Source organism: Alcanivorax limicola, assembly GCF_019931215.1.
In the GTDB taxonomy this organism is placed as follows: Bacteria; Pseudomonadota; Gammaproteobacteria; order Pseudomonadales; family Alcanivoracaceae; genus Isoalcanivorax; species Isoalcanivorax limicola.
Window position 1 is genome coordinate 17,537 of sequence record NZ_JAIOUB010000002.1, and the last position, 19,577, is coordinate 37,113.

The 19,577-nt window shown below is 57.8% G+C and carries 1 protein-coding gene; it reads right to left on the reverse strand.

Going from position 1 to position 19,577, the window contains the following annotated elements; translation table 11 throughout:
• Positions 1-2: 2 nt before the first annotated feature.
• Positions 3-19,043, reverse strand: coding sequence for a CARDB domain-containing protein (locus K8B33_RS06160; RefSeq protein ID WP_223424571.1), 19,041 nt, complete (start codon positions 19,041-19,043; stop codon positions 3-5).
• Positions 19,044-19,577 lie beyond the last annotated feature (534 nt).

Sequence of the window (19,577 nt, forward strand, 5' to 3'; positions counted from 1 at the left end):
GCTCATTGTTGGCGGCTCACTATCAAGCGCTGAAACTCCCCCATGGCGGCCATGGTCTGCCGGTTGTAACCGGGATGCAGCCGCAGGTTCAGCATGGCCATATACAATTTGTAGTCTGCGTGGGCGTAGTGCCCATTCAGATACGCGGCGGTCGCCGCATCAAGATACTGCAGCGACAGCCACAAGGTTGGCGCCAGCACCACATGCTGAAGGTCCTCCGACAATCTCTGTCGCACCCGGTCAACCAGCTGTTGATCCGTTTCCTGCAAAACAAAGTAGTAAGTGGACTCCGCCATCACCGCGCCAGACGGGGTGGCATAGACCTGCACCTGAACCGGATACTGCCCCGGCAATCCACTGGACAGCTGATAACGTACCGGCGCGGGTAACCCGGCATCGACAGGCTGAATCAGGGTCTGGTCGTCCAACAGTGTTCCACCATCAACGGGCTCAATGCGAACCCCTGGCGGCACTGAAACGCTGACCTCAATTGCCTCGTTCGGATCAGACCCGGTGACAAACGAAACATGCGTCGTCAGAACATAGGGCAGCGACTCCATTGCATCGGGCGACACCCGGCGAACTGCCGCGTCAAGCACAGCGCCGGCGATCAAGGGGTTACCAATACGGAATGGATCGAATGCCAGCGTCTTGACCTGGCCATTGCCATACTCATTCTGTAGCACAGCCGGATAAACGCCCGGCGACAGCCACAACCCTGCACAGTACAGATATCCGGCAAAGCCCTGGCAATCCGGTTCCGCGTGGCCGACAGCCTGCGCTGAGAGCAGTACGAAGCCTCCGGTTTCCGCGTCATAAGGGAACTGTAGTGCGTCGCCCTCTGCCTGGGGATAGTGCACATGGTCGACACGCGAAAGCGTGCTGCTCGTGCGTGCGCCGATTATGTCATGCCAGCTCTCAAGCAGATTGGGCGTCGTGTTGATCCATATCAGCCCATAGCCGCTCGCCACGCTGCCCCGTATGCGCATGATCGCTTCAGCGCTCATGTACAGCGGCTGCCCCAGTGCTGCACGATCTCCCACCAGCATCAGAACATTGAACCGTTCTGAATCAAGGGCATTCATGAAAGCCGTTTCAGTGCTGACAACAGTGGCATGGATACCCCGGGCTTGCAGCGTCTGCTGATACCACGTCCGGCTAGCTTGTGACTGGCCACCGCCGGCGCGATGCCAGAGCAACACATTGGCCCGCTGCAGTACCGGCGCAGGCTCAATCGCCATATCGCTTTCCAGTACCGCAAAGCCTCGGCTGGAGGCCCCGCTCACGTTACCGGCGTTGTCCGACGCCGTTGCCGTAACCAGCTTGGCACCAGGGCTCAGCGACACAACAGCGCTGAAAGCGCCCTCCTCGCTGGCAGGCACCACGACATTCAGCTCATCGACCCGCAAGGTCACCATGCTGCCCGGTTCACTGCTGCCTTCTATCGTGACATCCGGGCCATGAATGACTGCCCCTTCCTCCGGGTGCAGCAATGTCGGCGGCAGCGGCGGTGTCATGTCGAGCGTAAAGAACAGCGCGACAACCGATTCGTTACCTGCGGCATCCACAGCCGTGATGCGCAGTAGATATTCGCCTTCCTGCTCAATGGTGGCGCCTTCCTCGAAGGGCAGGCCATTCAGCGCATACTGTGTTTCGACCGGCGATGCATCCACCACCGACACCTCAGGTGTTACGGCATGGTTATAGAAGGCTTCATCAACGACACCGTCTACTGCAATGATCGGTGGCGACCTGTCGATCACGAACTGTAGTGTGCGCGATGCCTGGTTGCCCACGGTGTCCTGCGCTTCCACAACGAGCTGATACGACCCTTCCTCAACGATTGATGCCCCGGATTCATACACCGCGCCATTGAGGGTGATGTGTTGCTCGGCTACGCCCGACTCGTCATGTATGGAAATGGAGAGCACCACATCATGATTGTAGTAAGCCCCGTTTTCCGCGCCTTCGATGACAATAACCGGCGGCGTGATATCCGACTGCACAGTGAAAGACAGGACGTTGGCAGCGCTGACATTACCTGCGGCATCCATTGCCGTCAGCGAGATGGTGTTGAGCCCTTGCGAGAACGTCATGACCGGGAACTGGAAATGACCTGCGGCATCAGCCTGCACCGTACTGGCATTGCCGTTTCGCTCAAGACGCACCTGCGTGGCGGGCTCGGCACTACCCATCACGGCCAGCGCCGTCGTATCCAGCAAATCACCGTCGGCAACGCTGGTGACCACCGGCGGCGCAGGCGGTGTCATGTCCAGCACAAAGCTGACATCACGTTGCGCTATGTTGCCTGCCAGGTCACGTGCCTCGACAGCCAGCACATAGCTGCCCTCCTCCGACACCAGGCCGCCCTCGTAGGGTAGACCATTGAGTGTCATATCAACGCGGGACAGATGGTCATCGCTCACCGATATCATCGGCTCAACAGGCGTGTTGTAGTGATGGCCTTCCGATACACCACCGATGCTGATGAGCGGCGGCGTCATGTCCAGCGTAAAGAGCAACGATACCTGACGACGGTTGCCGGCCTGGTCCTCGGCAAGCACCTCGAGCTGATGACTCCCTTCCAGCAATACCGGACCGCCAGACCAGGGCATGCCGTTGAGCGTCACGGTGCTGAACAGCAGATGTGTATCTTCCACCGTCACGACAGGGGTAACCGGGCTGTTATAGAAAACACCGCCCTGCACCCCGGCGATGGCAACAGAGGGCCGTGTGTTATCTACCACAAAGTGCCTGCTTGTTACTGCCGAGGCATTGCCTGCGTGGTCAAACGCCTGCACTTCCACCGCTGCGGCACCTTCCTGAACGGAAACCAGCGGCGCGGTATAGGCCTCACCAGACAGGGTCATTGCCTGCCAGGCGCCCCCCGCCTGCCGCCAGCGCACATGTGACACACCCGAGATGCTGTCTTCCGCAAGCACCGTGAGCATTGTGCGTGTTGTGTTAATGACCGCGTCGGCAGCGGGCACCCGTACGGACGCCACGGGAGCCTGAATATCCCGAACCGTCAGTGCCGCGGTAGCCAGCACCTGGGGATAGGTGTGCCCGCCAACTTCGGCCAAAGCACGCAGCCTGAGCTGGTAGGTGCCGGGCTGCGGTGGCACCTCATCAATCGAAACCTGGCCTGCCTGCGTCGTGGCAGGCGGCATGACCAACTGATCATCATGGAGAGACTGCCAGACACCACCGTCCCGCCGTGCCTCAATACTGAATGGCAGCGCATCGAAGTTGTGATTGCCCTCATTGGCAACCTGCCACGCCACGGCCCAAGGCTGGCCGATGCCAAGGATGGCCTGATCCAGTGACAAGACACCGCGCAACTGCGGCACACCCAGCACCAGGGAAAATGCATAGCTGGCACTGGCCTGCGGTACGCCGTGCGCATCGACAAGCACCACATGAAACAGATAATCACCGGGCGTATGAGTGCCCGTCTGCCAGGCAAAGGGATAACGCTGCTGATCGCCCGGCGTGATCACCGGCAGGGCGATGTCGTGTTGCATGACAGGCTGGTCGCCCGGCCCCGTCGCTTCAACGCGTGTCACGGCAACCTGAAGCGTCATGTCACTGGCAATACCCGACACACCGTGATGAGTCAGATCAACATTGATATCTACCTGCTGATTGGCAAGGAACTGCCTGCCGCTGCCACTGACCGCCAGTGACAGCTGTACATCCGCCAACATCAGGACGGACCACTGAGCAGAGCGCCGTTTACCATCACGCGCACTGTCAAACGCGACCGCCAGACGATAATCGCCGGGCAACGCCTCTGGCATCACCAGAGACTGACGTTCGGCAATGAGGCCGCCTGCGGGCACGCTATGGGAGGGCAATCTGGCCAGCTCCGCCACCGTGCCGCCACTCACATCCTCCAGGGAAAATACCAGATCGCCTGAATGCGACAGCCAGGTGGGATTGCTGATCGACCAGTCCACCGCAACCACCTGGCCAGGGCGGACTTCAGTCGTGCTGCTCCAGAGCGCCAGGCCAATATCCTGCGCGTCCACAACCTGGAACTGATGCGATGCCCGATTATCTCCAGGCACATCATCCAGACCGAGCATGACGGAACCCAGGCGTGCATCCAGCGTATGCCCGCCTGCACTGTCTGCTGCCCAGCTCAGGGGATAACGGGCCTGTTCGCCGGGATCCAGCACAGGCACCAGGACATCCAGCTGAAGCGTACTGCTGCCATCCGGCGCCAGCATGGTCAGTACCAGAGGCGTGGCCGGCATTGGCAGGTTACCGCTGTTGGTCACGACGGCGTCGAACAACACAATGTTGCCGCGCGCGACGGTCTTCGGGCCGGCAAGAGAAACGCCGAGATTGGCGATGGGCATGTCGGCGCTTGTCACCCTGATTTCACCAGACGGTCCGCTGTGATGGCCGAACCGATCAATAGCCACTGCATGGAAGCGTGATTCAGGCGCACGCAACGCTACATCGGAAAACCGGAATTCACCCAGAGTTTCCGCTCGGGCCTCCTGAGCGATGCCAAACTCACCCGTTTCCAGGTTCATGTATGAGGCCCAAAACCGACCATCGTCCAATAGATCGACATGCTGGTAGAAGAGATTGGTGGAGGGGCGATGCTCTCCCAGTGCTTTCACTGAATGACCGTCGTGGGTATACAGAACGGGCGCATCACCACTGCTGTCCATGAAGAGCATTCCCCTGGTCGGGAGCGCACCGTCATCCACTGGCGGGGTATAGTGGGCACCGTGTTCAGCACGCACCACGGCCACGCCGCCCTCCAGATCACAGACCTGTATCGCGTCATGCTCCGGACTGATCGTCACAACCTGTTGCGAATCAGCAGTCCAACCCAGCAGGGCAGCTGCGGGGCAATGTGAAAGCAGGAGGGCCTGTTGCGTTGTCAGGTCATGCACCGTGATCTGACCCGACTCTTGCCATGCCAGTTTCTGCGATGTCGCAGACAAATGAACCTGGCCCGGCATGCCGATGGCTATCGTGTCGCGCTGCGGCAGTCCTGTCGCCACATCTACGCGCAACAGCGAAGCGGAATGCCCGGACATATCGTATTCCGGCAAGTAGAGCTGGCCGGACGGCTGATGGAATCCGATCATGCCGGGCACAGCTGCGCCCAGTGGCCATTGATGCAACTGCGTACTACTACCCGAAGCCAGATCAGCGATGTCGATACTGAAATACTGCCCATCGACCAACCTGACAAGCGCCAGTCTGCCACCATCAATCCAGGTCAGACCGACGAACTCGTCCACATGAGCCAGGGGAAGCACAACCTGTCCCGTGGGCCAGGCCCCCACATAGACTTGCTCCTCCGCCTGCTCGACCATCACGGCCCATTGAGCGCTTGGCGAGAGCAGTATCGGCACATCGTTGCCGTTAACCGGTTGCAGGATGACGCCCGCCATTGCCTGGCCAGGGGGGCTGGTCTGTGTTTCACCGATCAGCAGACCATCGCGATACAGGCGAACGCGGCTAAAAGGCTCAGCAGATCCGGCAATATCGACCTGCGTGCCCTCTGCGGCATAGGTACCGTCTTCTTCAACAGGCGCAGTGATAACCGGCGGCGCGGGCGGCACTGTGTCCTCCGCGTAATCGGAAGCAGGGCCGGAGGGATCACCACCATTCCCCAATGCATCAACCGCTACAATCTGATAGGTGTACTGAACGTCGGGATAAACATCGCAATCGCGCCAGACCAGCCCTGTAACTTCAGCCACGTTATGGAAAGCGCCGTCGTTTTCTGCACGAAGCACCCTGTAAGCAACGACCTGCCCACCCGCTGCCGCCGACCAGGACAAGTCGATGCAGCCCGCAACAGGATCCGGCACCGTCACCAGGTTGCCTGGCGTTCCGGGTACACCGGTATCAATGCTGGCCAGGGCAGTATTGGAGAATTCACCCAGGTTCCCCGCAGCATCCAGCGGTCGGATCTGGTACAGGTATACGCCATTGGCCAGGCCCGCATCGGTATATTGATAAGTGCTTTGCTCTTCTGCCGCCAGACTGGTCAGCAACTCTCCATCCCGGTAAACCCGATACTGCGCAACATCCAGTGATGTTGATGCAGGCCAGGACAGCATCGCGGATGCGCCGTCTACCTCGACGGACAGCACCACCGGCTCCGGGGGCTCCCGATCGCCACTCTGGATATCGATGAACGCCGGTTCACTGATCTGCCCGTATTGGTTGAGGGCTTCCACCGACAGACGCCAATCATCACGCTCCAGGTAGGTATCGAACTGCAACGCATCACTCAGGGAAAGCGAGCGGGCGTTCATGCGTGCCAGGCGGGCCCCGATACCGCCACGCCCTTCCACTTCCAGCCGGAGAGAGGACACAGGCCACGGCGTATCAAACGCCATTCTCCAGTGGTCCGGGTTACTTTGTGTGGCGTCGTATTGCTGTTCGGCCAACAGTACCTCCAGGCCCCCAACGCTCCCCCATAGACGCACAGCCCGGGGGGAATAAAGCCAATCAAGTTCCAGCTCGGAAAGCCATACCGTTTCCGGATATACGACCGTCAGATCCCAATCCAGTGAATAGGGCCGGAAGGCGGTATCAGCCAGGCCATCAAATGCCTTGTCTGGACCGGCCAGGTAGTACCATCCCCAGGACGATGTTGCATAACTTTCAGGCACCGCATCCTGTCGCGCATTGAGCACTTGCTCTTCGTTGCTGATGATGTACCAGGCTTGCGACGTGTTCAGCGGCTCGCGCCACGACAGACGGACATGCTCCGGGTTGCCCGGATCCGGGAACTCATGCGCCAGATCGCGAACAGGATACGGTCTCGCCACACGCAGCAGCTGCATCTCAACCTTGCGGCTGCGATGGCCATCCCCGTACTCGACCCAGAGATCAAACGCGTTCAGACCTTCGGATAACGGTATGCCCTGGAGTGAGAAAGCACCCATTTCTGCAGCAGCACTGGCAACCGGCGGTGCATCGGGATCGGATGCCACATGCACGACTACCTGTCCATCGGCCGGGCTGTGGCCCGACAGCATAAGATAGGGTGCATCGATAATGCTCGGCGGCATCTCCAGCACCGGAGCAAACACCAGTACCTCTACTTCATCCCCTCGGGTGGATTCATTACCGCTATTGTCAACAGCCGACACCGCAAAGACATAATCACCGTCCTCCGTCTCGGGCGCGGTATATGTCGTTTGCGTTGCGCTCACCTCGCTCCGATGGAACCACTCATCGTAGGGAGGCATCCTGTAATAGACATTGTAAAAGGCAACGTCCTCGGCGTTAGAGGCTTGCCAGCTCAGATTGACACTATCGCCGTCCACCTGCGCAGAGAAACTCGAGGGTGCATCAGGCGGCGTCAGGTCGGTCCTGTGTATTACCCTGGTCTCGGATACACTGCTTTGCCCGCCCTGATCCCAGGCCTGTGCCTGTATTTCGAAACTGCCGTACGCCTGATTGCGAGTGTCCCAGCTATAGGTATACGGCCGGCGATCCTGATCAGGTGACAGGTCAAACCAGGCGGTATCGCCCAGCACACGGTAGCGGAATCTCACCACGGCGATATCCAGATCGTCACTGCCAATCTGCAGCATCACAGAATTTTCAAAAGCGGCATGCGGAGACGGCGCGAGCCAGTGAATATCCGGGGCTCGCAGGTCTACCGAAATGGATGTCTCAGCCGGTTCTGAGGCATTGCCCGCATGGTCATACGCGTAAACGGCATAGTCGTGCAGGCCATCCGGCACCCCGATATCAACCGCAGAATTACCGGCAATAAGGTACGGGGTAACCTCTCCGATTACCGGGCCTGACGCACCGACAATGCGTCCGTTTCTCGTCAGAAGATAGCCGCGCACATCACTGGAGGCGGATGGTTCCCAGCTTAACAGTACATCTTCGCCCTCCAGGTTCGCCTGCAACATGGACGGTGCATCCGGGGGCGAATTGTCTACGTGAATCGCCAGTTGAACCCGGGATATGTTACCCCCGACATTGCTGGCCTCAAGCATGAGCAGATGCTCACCATCCCCGAGACCTGACAGCGTATCCCACTGACCCAGTCGCTCCCCCCGTTTTGCAAGCGAGGATTCGGATATGGGGTGCCAGCTATCGGGAGTCTGGCCGTTAGCCACGCTCAATTGATAACTGCCGAATTCCGGGCCGAAGGCGGAACCGATAATGTTGACGTACCCGCTGACCCGATCACCGGCCGCCGGTGTGAGAATAGCGACGGCGGGCCCCTGGGTATCGAACTTCCATACCAGAGCCGATGAAGATTCACTGCGATTACCGGCGTGATCTACGGCGACAACTTCAAACCGATAGTTCCTGTCAGGGATCGGGACAAATGACCATTCTGGCGACAGCACCTGCTCAGCCAGCAATTCGCCACGATCATAGATGCGATAATGGTCGAGATCAGTCGCTTCAGGAGGCTGCCAGGAGAGCCGTGCGATACCTGCTTCGGGGCCGATGATTGTCAGCGCCGTTGGTGCGGATGGCGGCGTGGTATCCACCACGACATTGACTTCCGCTATGGACTCATGCCCCACCTTATCTTCTGCGATAAGTCGTAGTACATAGTTCCCGTCGGCAACGCCCGGGACATAATGACCGAGCAAACCCTCGCGTGTCTCCGCGCCATGGCCCAGCATCTGCCCGGGCGCACCGTCTACCTGTTCAAGCACCACACGCCATTGCTCAATATTGCGGTCCACCACCAGGCCATGCAGGGCAAACTCACCCGTCAAGTAGTCGCCCTCTTCCGGCTCGTGTATCTCAACGATGGGCGCCAGGCGATCAATATCAAACAACCACTCGATCTCGCTGCGGTTACCCGCCAGATCATGCATCTCAGCGAGAAGACGGAAACGCCCGTCCCGACCCTCTGTTTCTATAAAGCCTTCGACAGTCGCGACATCGGGAACGCCCTGATAAAGCAGCTCGGCATCACTTGACTCGTCATGAATCGTCACGCTCAGCTGTGAGGGATTCGCTTCTTCGACAGACAGCATCCATGGGATGTCCACGCTTGACGTGCCGCCATACTGCACCTGCGAGGGGGCCAGCCATGCGAGTGCAGGGGGCGAGTAATCCACAACAAAGTCATGCCGCTCAGTCACCGTATTCCCCGCCAGGTTCGAGGCATGAATACTCAGCGAATGAGCGCCTTCTTGCCACGCGTCCCGGCCGTGACGAAGCGCAAGGTGGCGTACCGCATGCTCACCGTCCCACTGGCCGATCAGCTCGTCTTCGTAGTGCAACTGAACGTCGTACAGCTCCAGCAATGGATCAATGATATCCAACTCCAGCATAAACGGCGGGGTCAGAAAACCATCGGAAAGGCCCGACACATTCGCTATCGGTGCCACAGTGCTGATCGAGAAATATGCAGTCTCATGCTGCGTTATTGCGGCGTGCTCGCTCGATGTCGCAGTAATGGCAAGCTCATAGAGGCCATCTGCGTAGGCGCTGCCGTCAGGGCGCAATGCATCCCATGCCAGGTCGGTATCACCCGTCAGCAAATGAAGGGTCTCCGTATGGATCGGGGTTTGCGTGCCGGCAGGACGTATTGCCAGCTCCGCATGCACGGCCTCGGTCACAGACACGCGATATCGCAAAACATCCAGGCGCCCGTCCCTGTTCGGCGAAACATAGGGTGTGAGGATGGCCAGCGCTGCGATCAGATCTTCCCGTTCTGACACAGTGACAGGAATTCTTTGCTCGGTGCGGTTCCCCGCTCGATCAGTCGCTCGCCATATCAGCTCGTAGAGCCCGGAATGCCCATAGGTATTCCATTCACCAGCATAGCTGCGCAACCCGTCCTCGTTGGGCACCTTCCAGATATCAAGTGGCACTTCTGCCTCTGTCTCGGTATCTCGATAAACCAGATCAAGTCCCGAGGATGCCTCGGGGAGAGGATTGAGTTCTTCAAGCACGACGCCCGTACTGACCATAAGGCCAACCAGACTTCCCGCCTCAGGACGCACGTCAGACAATTTGGGTGCTGTGGTATCCACCACTATCCGGGGCACAAATTGAAGATCAACTCGCGACAGCTGGCCACAGTAATCTCTGAGTACCGGTACGATGGCGTAAATACCGTCGGCCAGCTTATCGCCCATCAGGGAAACATCCCAGTGGCTCTGATGCTGCCCCTCCAGGAGGGACGGAAAGCGCTTGATATCGCCTATATATTCGAAGCCTGAGCCTTCGACGGTAGTGTTCCGCCTATGGAGCTGCAACACCACCTCGCCCGGCTTGCTCACGCCCAACTCCATCTGCAAGCCACCGAAACCGCTGATATCCGGATTGAGGTAATAGGTTCCGGCGCCCGTCCTTTCTCCTGAGGGAAGCACTATGCTGAGATCCGGTTGAGCGCCAGGACCTTCGAGGAAGAAGCCACGCTCTGCTGTGGTCGTATTGCCGGCCGCGTCAGTGGCACGCACCACGAGCTTGACGGCTCGCTCGACGTCACTGTCCGGCAACGCGGTTTCTCCAAGCGAGATCTGGCCCGAGAACGACAAAACACCTTCACTTCCTGGCCTGATTTCCTCCGTTAGATCAGAGGAAAAAAGCCTGACCCCTGATTCATTCTCTACAGAAGCCACCAGCGACAGCAACGAGGCAGGCGTGCTCCGAAGCGTCGCACCCAGCTCATCAAACACCAGGTATTGTGTGAAGCTCGATGCAAGCAGAGAGAAATTACTCCGCACTAAATCCATGGATGGCTGCGCAGAAAACTGCCAATCCTCAGGCACAGCTCCCTGCTCAGAGGTCGATATATCATCGGCAAACACAATGCCGGCCGGATGCGAGAGGCAATGCGATGTTCCCTCGCCCGGCGTGTTGATTGACAACTCGGGAGGCGAGGAATCGATGTATATCGGAACATGCTGCGCTACACTACTGCCCTCCTCGTCCACCAGCCACAACAACACAGTTGTCGTTCCTTCGGGCCATCCGGTGACATCCAGCATGTACTCCTTGGCCCGCCCATTTGCCAGGGAATTATCCGTCAGCAACACATCATTCACATTGCCTTGACGGAGCAAGCCAATGGATAGCGACGAAAGCGGCACATTCCTCGAAGAGAGGGGCGCCACGATCAGCCGCGCCTGGTCAGACGCAGCGCCCACCGGCATCACCGCATAGGCCATGGCAAGGCACCTGGATCCATAGGATGATGCATGTTCAGACAGCGGTATCGTACCGGCCTGATTTCTCGCCGAGGCGTACCAGGTGTAGCGATGGCAATCCAGAAGTGGAAGATTGGCCTTGAAATCCTGGCCAGGCTCATAGTCATGCATTGGAATGCTGGCCACCAGCGTCTTCGACCTGTAACGCTCGTCCTCATCACTACTCAGATGGACGTCTATCCAACCTGTTTCCATGGGCTGATATATTGTTCCGGAAAGAACGTAATCAGCACCTTCTTCGCTAACCCCTTTGGCCCGCCAGATAGGTCTGTTGAATGGCAGCGCCTGGGTTCTGACCTCATCGCCACTATGACCCACAAGGACAAAGCGCAGCTCGGATGTTCCGCTGGCGGGTAGCTTTCGTGTATCCCACCGCAAATGGATACGCTGCCTGGTCATTTCCTGGACTGCATCTATCTCTGCACATACCGAGGTTTCTTCATTACCGCTGAAGCAACGTTCCCATTCTTGCGGCATGAATTCGAGCACTCTGTCACGCTGCCATTCACCAGCGGGTCGTCCAGAGGTGCGAAATTCCGCAAAAACAGCTGCCGGCGGCGAGGTAAGCGTCTCGGATATGAGGAATCCGGACGGCCCCCTTTCGTGATCGATGTCTTTATACCTGAAAACGCGGTTTTCCCTTCCCTCAGTGGCGATGCTGCCTCCGGCATAGGGCATCGACACCAGCATGGGGTGGAACATTGCGCCGTTCTTTAGCTCCGGCTTTTTGTAGGGGGCTTTCGCTGCAAGGAGAACAGCGCGATTTTGTGCCTGTGTCGGGACGTAATGCGTCACCGATCTGTTACCGGCATGATCCTGCGCCACAATCCTGTAGCGCTTGTTAGCAATGTCCGCCTCCTGAAGAGGCGCTTGCCAGAGAATAGCTTCCCCCGGGTCAGCGACCCGCTCTGCATCAAACGCTGACCAATGGTCAGCGCCATAGTCACTGTACTCAAACCGTACAGATGCAATATCGTCATCCTGGCTTGTCACATTCAGGAGAGTGTCTCTCACCAGAAAGCGGCAGGCATTAGACTGCGAAAGTGCGCCCGGCTCCAGATAACCCGACCCGGAGTGACCAACACACACCGCGGGATTTTCTGCCATACTGATCAAGAACGACGGCGGCGTGTTGTCAATCTTTACCCGATACTCAAGACCAAGAATGACTATCCGGTACTCCCCATCCGGCACAAGGCGACCGTCTTGATCACGACCATCCCAGAGTAGCGCGGCTTGCTCACCCACGAGATCGAACGCGCCCGAGAGCGTGCGAATCAAGGTATCACCGTAGAAGATATCGACGCTCAGATTGACAGGCGAGCGCACCCTGAAATTCAGGCTCAAGCCGTCTCCGCCAGTATCTGCAGACGGCGCAAACAGGTCATCACTCAGATATACGTCAGTGATGGGGCTGGATTCCGACCAAACAATATTCCGGGAAGCAATGTGCGAATTCCCCGCCTTGTCATGTACAACAAGACGGACACGGTATCGCCCAGCGGCAGGCGGCACCCATGTTGCGATCAGCGCATCCACTTGCTCCCGACTACCAACAGGGCGAACTGGCCGCCACTGCGTTTCCCCATGGGCCAGATACTCTACTTCAAACCGATCAAAATGCTTGTCTGTCGCAGTGCCATATATTTCGAGCCCGGCACCGCCAGCGGCCCGCATGACACGCATATCCGCAGTGAGGTTATCCAGTGTATCCAGCGCATAGAGCTGCGGAACCCTGACCCCCTGCGGCCTGGTATTGCACGCACCCGGCATGGGGTAGTCGTGATACAGGAGCTTCCGCCCTTGAGGAGACAGCTGCAGCGATCTTCCCTGACTATCAACGTTCTGAAGTACTGGCCTGAAATCGACATGATCCCCAAACATCCTCAGGAGATACGGCGTCCGGCGGCCATGGTCGTATTGGTGCCAGAATCTGGTGTCATGGACCAGGACTGCATCATCACCCGGCAACCATACAAGGTCATAGGCGAAATCGAGCCGCTCCTCCTCGAGGTCAAACTCACCCGCCGATCCATATGCGCGAAAGCTTATATTGACAACATCGCCCTCAGGACCGACAACCTCATCCAACGGCACAGAAAATTCATAGTAGCGATGCGGCCAATCGGCTTCTGGTGTCGATATGAAACTTACATTTCCCCATGGACCGCCTTCTGCATCTACGGCAAATGACCGTACACCGTCAGAGCGATGCACTCTGAGTTCAGCCCAGTCCCCGCGATCTTCGCGGGTGCTGTCCAGCGCAAAATCAAGCGCTGCGTAAAGGTATTCACCATCGCTGTAGGCATAGCCTCTGACCATGGCGGGCTTGTGCACGGTATCCGGGCGCGAAAATACTTCAAAGACAGGATCAAGTTCATATAGCGGCCCGTCGTGCCGTTTTGCAGCAGGCGGTCCGCGCGGCACCGGAACGCTATAGAAGCGCCTTCCATTGCCCTCAGGGTAGCTGAATGGCCGGATGTCAAGCTCAGACGGAGAAGCCTCCTGGGCAGTGATAAGCACTTTTCCGGAAAGGCTATCAATAGCGTCCCACTCCACCTCAATCATCTGCTCATGCACGTCGACAAAAAGATAGTCGTTATCAAGCACATGGCTCAGCACATCCTCTCCTGTGCTCAGCATAGTCGCCCGGGACGGAGCAACCTGTCCTCCGGAACGGTCCAGCATGGTAAGGCTGTCTATATGCCCTTCCTCGTATCCCCGCTGGAAGATGCGTAGCCGGTACTTGCCATCTGCATCAGGCAAGACCCTGCCGAGGTCTATGACGTCTTTCGAGAATTTCTCTGCATGTCGCGTCTTTCCGACGTCAGTCCACGTGCTGCCATTCCACACCTGAAAGTAGAAGGAATGGGGCACATCCTGGTGATAGAAAAGCTGCAGCTTTCTCACATCGCCACTGTCCATATCCAGGATGGACACATAACCCTGCATCTCGGAGCCGGCCGCACCGCCCATGGTGAAGGCAATGCGCCCTCCATCCGGCGACCATGCTGGCGAATGAATGATCAGATCAGACCACTCATGCACTGTCGGCAACGGGTAGCTGTTGAGAATGCCACCATCCTTGTCATGTATAACCAGCTTCTGATACTCGCTGCCCAGCGCAAAACGAGCGCCGTCTGGTGACCAGACCGGATTCATCGGATATTGCACCGATATGCGCCGCCGACCCTCACAGTCTCCCGGATTATCACAATAGACACTCAAGGCACCGTCTGACGGTTCCGGGCCTGAGCCACCACCCGGCCAGGACGCAGCCTGATATTCCCGGATATGGGAGAGACTACCGGATTCCGTATTGAGCACCCCGACGTAGCTTCCTTCCAAACCATAATCATATGTGGCCATATCGATATGTACGATGACGCGTTCGTGACTGTTGTTTGGGAGAAGCGCCACCCGGGGCCTCCGCCATACAGTTCCATACGTACCTGGAATAAGGCCTACGGCGTGGCCGTACGTAGCGTTATACACGCTCAGCTCACCATTTCTGTCTACGAGCGCGAATAGCGATCGCGTGTCACCGCCATACTCCGCATGCACCTGCTGGACATCACCCAGCACCATGAGGAGCTCACCGGGCACTGTTGAATCAATGCGCCTTTCCCATATCTCATATTGCGGGCCATCGACAGCAGTCGGCCGCCACAAGCCGTAAGCAACATGGCTGCCCGGCTGATTGACTGCCAGAAGATCAAACCTCTCGGCATCCGGATGCTCATTGCGTGTAACAATGCTCGCTTCGTGATCCGAATACAGCGCCGCTAAATGGATACCGTCAGGCATGCCTGGATAGAAATTTGAGTGATTCTTGCTGAAGAAAAGCATCTGCTCGTCCTGGGACAACCGCCATCCCATATCTTGAGATGCGTCTGTCGCGATATCACAGGACCTGCTTTCCACCCAACGTCTCTCAACGCTTTCTATCGCGCTGGTCAGTGATGACCTGTTGGTATCAACCACGACATCTGCACTGGCAATTGCTGATCCTGTCGCATTCGATAGCCGGATCCTGTAAGCGCCGTCTGCGACCACCGCGCCGCTATTATTCTTGCCGTCCCATATAAATTGCCCCACCACGGACTCATCCATGGGAAGCGCATCCCGCACCTTCAGGCCCGATCTTGTTTCAACGGACAGGATGGCAGCTTCCCCTGCATCGCCGGAGATCTGCACGCGAACCTGATCCTGAACGCCGTCACCATCGGGCGATATGTAGGCGTGGTCGGTATAGATCAGGCCAGACTGTACGCCGACTGTCACACGTGCACTGTTGTTGGCTTTACTGGACTCTTCCACCTCACCTTCCGGATCGGCAACGATATGGTAGACCTCGCTTCCCTCACTGATGCCATCTACCTGGAATATCGCATTCTCAGCTTCGCCTGCTGCGATATCCATGCGCTGAACACCGATAGCATTGTCCGGCTGCGCGCTCCCTTTATAAATTACTACCGGAAAGTCACTCAGCGCCTGCTGGCCAATATTGTCCACTCTTGCGGAAATGGTGAACGGCTCCCCGGCTCTTGGCAGCGTCGGCTGTACAGAAATGGAGCCCGCACCAAGATAAGCGTCCGGCAATGACCGGACAATGAATGTTCTGAATGCGACATTGTCCGTACCGTCAAATTCTTCTATCTCGTTATCCGGATCAGCTACCACATACACCAATCTGTTTCCCGAACCTGCTATCTCTGGCCAGATCGCTGTGATTTCCGCAGAACCGGCAGCCGGCACCAGGGGCGCCGTAACAGATGCGATGATGACACCGCCAGCACCGGGGTTACCGTCATAAAGCGCGACCTTTACATTATGTGCATCGAGATTTCCGGTATTATGAACGCGAGACTGCAGTGTAGCGCCCGCACCCTCTCTCAATGGATCGGGTATTACCACAAGATCATCGTGGCGGACTCGCAGATTGATACCGTCCAGCGCTTCCGCCTGAACACTGACCTCAGCGCTGTTATTTTCCTTTGTCTTCTCAAGCACCAGGTTGTCCGGATCCACTTCAGCGATTACCACTACGCTTCCCGTCTCATCGACCAACCATGGCACTTCCAACTGCCGGCTTTCGCCCGCCGCCAGCACCATACTGATACGCTCAAGCAGCGTCACATCGGCGCCGTTTCTTATCCGTATATCAAGGTGCGTGCTCGGCGCATCCAGAGTACCCAGATTGGCAACGTCGACCCTTATGCCCACCGTCTGCCCGAGGGCAGGAGTGCCAACAACCGCAATCCCCGGCACGGCCAGATCCACAACAGCCTGGGGCACCACCCGCTTCGTAACCTGGTTGTTAGCGCTATTGCTTTCCTCAAGCAGCCCATCAGGATCTGCCACCAGGATGAATTTTCGCCCTCCGCCGGTGCGCCAGTCATAGCTGGCGGTAGCGAGAAAATCAGCGCGGCCAGCGATGTTCACGTGCTCTCGATGAAGCAGCGCGCGCTCGCCATCCTGCTCGACCCACCATTCAAGCACCACGCCCTCGGCATTTACCGTGCCCACGTTCCGTACCACCGAAGACAGGCCTATGGTGACGGGAAGCTCTGAAACTTCTCCGGAAGTCAGACTGATCGGCTGGGGCGCTATATCAATCTCCGCCGGGGGCACGTGGATTTCTACAGGAATGTCAGAAAGCCCCCCCTGACCACCCGCCACGGCATGATTTCCATGTGGATCGACCACGATGTAAAGATGTTGTCCGCCACCATACCCACTGGTATCCCAGTGCAGCACCACGGAGACACCGCCCCCTGCCACCAGCGCAGGAATATCGATGATATCGATCAGGATGCCGCCATTGGCGGGGTCTCCCAGGTAGAGCGCCACTTGTGTCGCGGGCGCATTGACAAAGCCCTGGTTCGTGACCGTTACGGCAACGGGCAACAGGTCCCCGTCGCGCACATCGCCCTCCGGCATGCTGACCTCTGTCAGCGCCCAGTCGGGGAACTGCGCTGACTGGATAGCTGAGACGGCCAGCGCCGTGTTATGGACGCTATCGCCCCAGCTCCCGTTATCACTTTGGCTCTGTCTCAAGAAGTTGACCGCTGCGGCAGCATCAGCCTTGTCAAGCGCCTGCCCCTCGGCAAGTGCCAGCAGGCTCAATGCAGTCGAAGCAACGCCGTCCCCGATGGCGCCACTGGTGGACTGACGCGCTGCGAGCCACTCGGCAGCAGCACCCCGGTGTGATTGCAACTGCTCAATCCCGGCAATGGCCCTTATCACTTCAGAGGTGGACGCCAGCTGACTGGCGCCGCCAGCAGTGATGCCCCAGCCGCCATCCGGGTTCTGGTCAGCGATCAGCCGAGCAAGTGCGCCGGGTATGATATCGGCTACATGCGCATGCAATTTCAGCCCCTGCACGGCAAGTGCGGTATCCAGCACGCTGCTTTGATCGTCTTTACCCAACCCCCAGCCGCCATCAGGACGCTGCCGCATGGCGAGCAGGTCCACCGCTGCTGTCGAGAATGGCTTCAGGGCCGATGCCAGCCTGGCCAATGCATCGGTATCCTCAGCCTCGACCTCTCGCAACCACTGATCGGCACGGGCTCGGTCCTCGTGCGAATAGGCGGACGTCGTACTGGCGAGCACTGCATCGGCGAGCAAGGTGTCCTTGAGGGCCGTAGAAGTACGATCCTGCCACTGCCCCGTTTCCTGTTGCCTGTTGCGCAACCAGACAAGCGCCGAACCGAGCGAATACTCTCCTTCGCCGGGCATGGCATCATCGGCGACAATATCTGCCTCACCGGTTTCACCGACAGGGCGCACTCGGGAATGGACGTTCAACAAGCCTTTCCCGCCGGTCATGATACTGAAGCGCTGCGCGACATCGCGCCGCACAGCATTAATTCTTCCCAGCACTTCGGGGGGCACCGTCTGCCCCGGACGCATGACCAGTATGAAGGCTGCGTCAAACGACTTCTGTGCATCCGACACAGACGGCACCCTGGGCCCTTCTGCAGCGACGATATCTTCAATCCCTATGTTGATCCGTCTCCCGAACACAGTCTGCCCTTCGGCAGAGATAGCTTCTCTTTCGATATGGGGATCAGGAATATCGATAAGAAAGAAGGGCCTGACACTCTCGGGCGGCAACAACCCCATCAGGTAAAGATCGAGGGAACTGTAGAACAAACGTTCTGCAACGGGTGTAAATGAACCATTCTGGTTATCGAGCCATTTGGCGCCATACTGCACAGACCCTTCAGTGTGTACCAACGGGCTCCAGTGTGAATCCTGATGGCCGCGCAGGCGATCCGACCGCACTCCCGTCTCGGGGTCAATAAAGTCGACATAAATGCCCCACTGATGCAGGACTTCGTGCATCGCCGTATTAAGCAATCGTGGATAGCTACTGCTTTCCGGTGAGGAGCTCGCGCCGTCAAGCATGATCGGACCCATGTCAATCAGGCCCTGCAACTTACCACTGCTTCCGAAAGTAGGACTAAGATCGTACAGAGGAAGCCCGATACCCTGAACGTCATTTCTGACGCCCATATGGAACGCAAGAGCATCCTCCAGTAACTCATAATCAAAAAGGGAAAAGAAGAAGATAAAGTCGTAAGCGTCTGCGTTATGCCGGAAATATTCTCGCGTTATTGCGGCCCTCGCCTCAGCATTAGGCTCTCCATCGGCTTTCGTCGCATCGAAGCTGCCCGCAAACTCAATAAGCGCTATATCGTCCTCATTGCCTTTGAAGTGTGCCGACATTCCGGCCGGGATATTGAAGGGATCGAGCACACCGCCCGAAGAGGCATGAATCCGGGGCGCCATTGAAAATGCGACACATAGCGCCGCAACAACGGCGGCACACCGACTGATAGACTTCATTATCCCTTCCCCGGCCGCTGCAGAACCAGCAAGCCTTCCCTCAATACTGTTTTTATGTCGTCAAACCACAACCACTACTCAAGCGGCAAGAGACTGCCCGCCTGAATGCGCTCCCCGGTTGCAGCCCCCTCGACCTGATCTACGGCTATCATGCGCTGAAGACCTTCCGACACCCCCGACTCGGGTACTGACCAGAGCAATACATCCCCTGAGTCATCGGAAAGCACTATGCGATATGCTGTGATTTCATTGACCCGATGCCCTTCGATCACATCACCTGGCCGGACAAGCAGCACAGCACCATCGCATGCCAGAGAAGCACTGGCAGTCGCTGCATCAACAAGAAGAATGGAACATCTGGACGTGAGGCTCGAAGCGGCGGATGCCGCTGCCGATAACAACACCGAGAATATGGCCAGCGCAATACAGAGCCGGGGCGCGATTCGCCCTCGCTTCCGGACCATATTTCCTCCCCCGTTTTCTTCCCTGATTCTGATGCTGTGCTTCAGCCCCTATCCCCTGATAACACAGCGT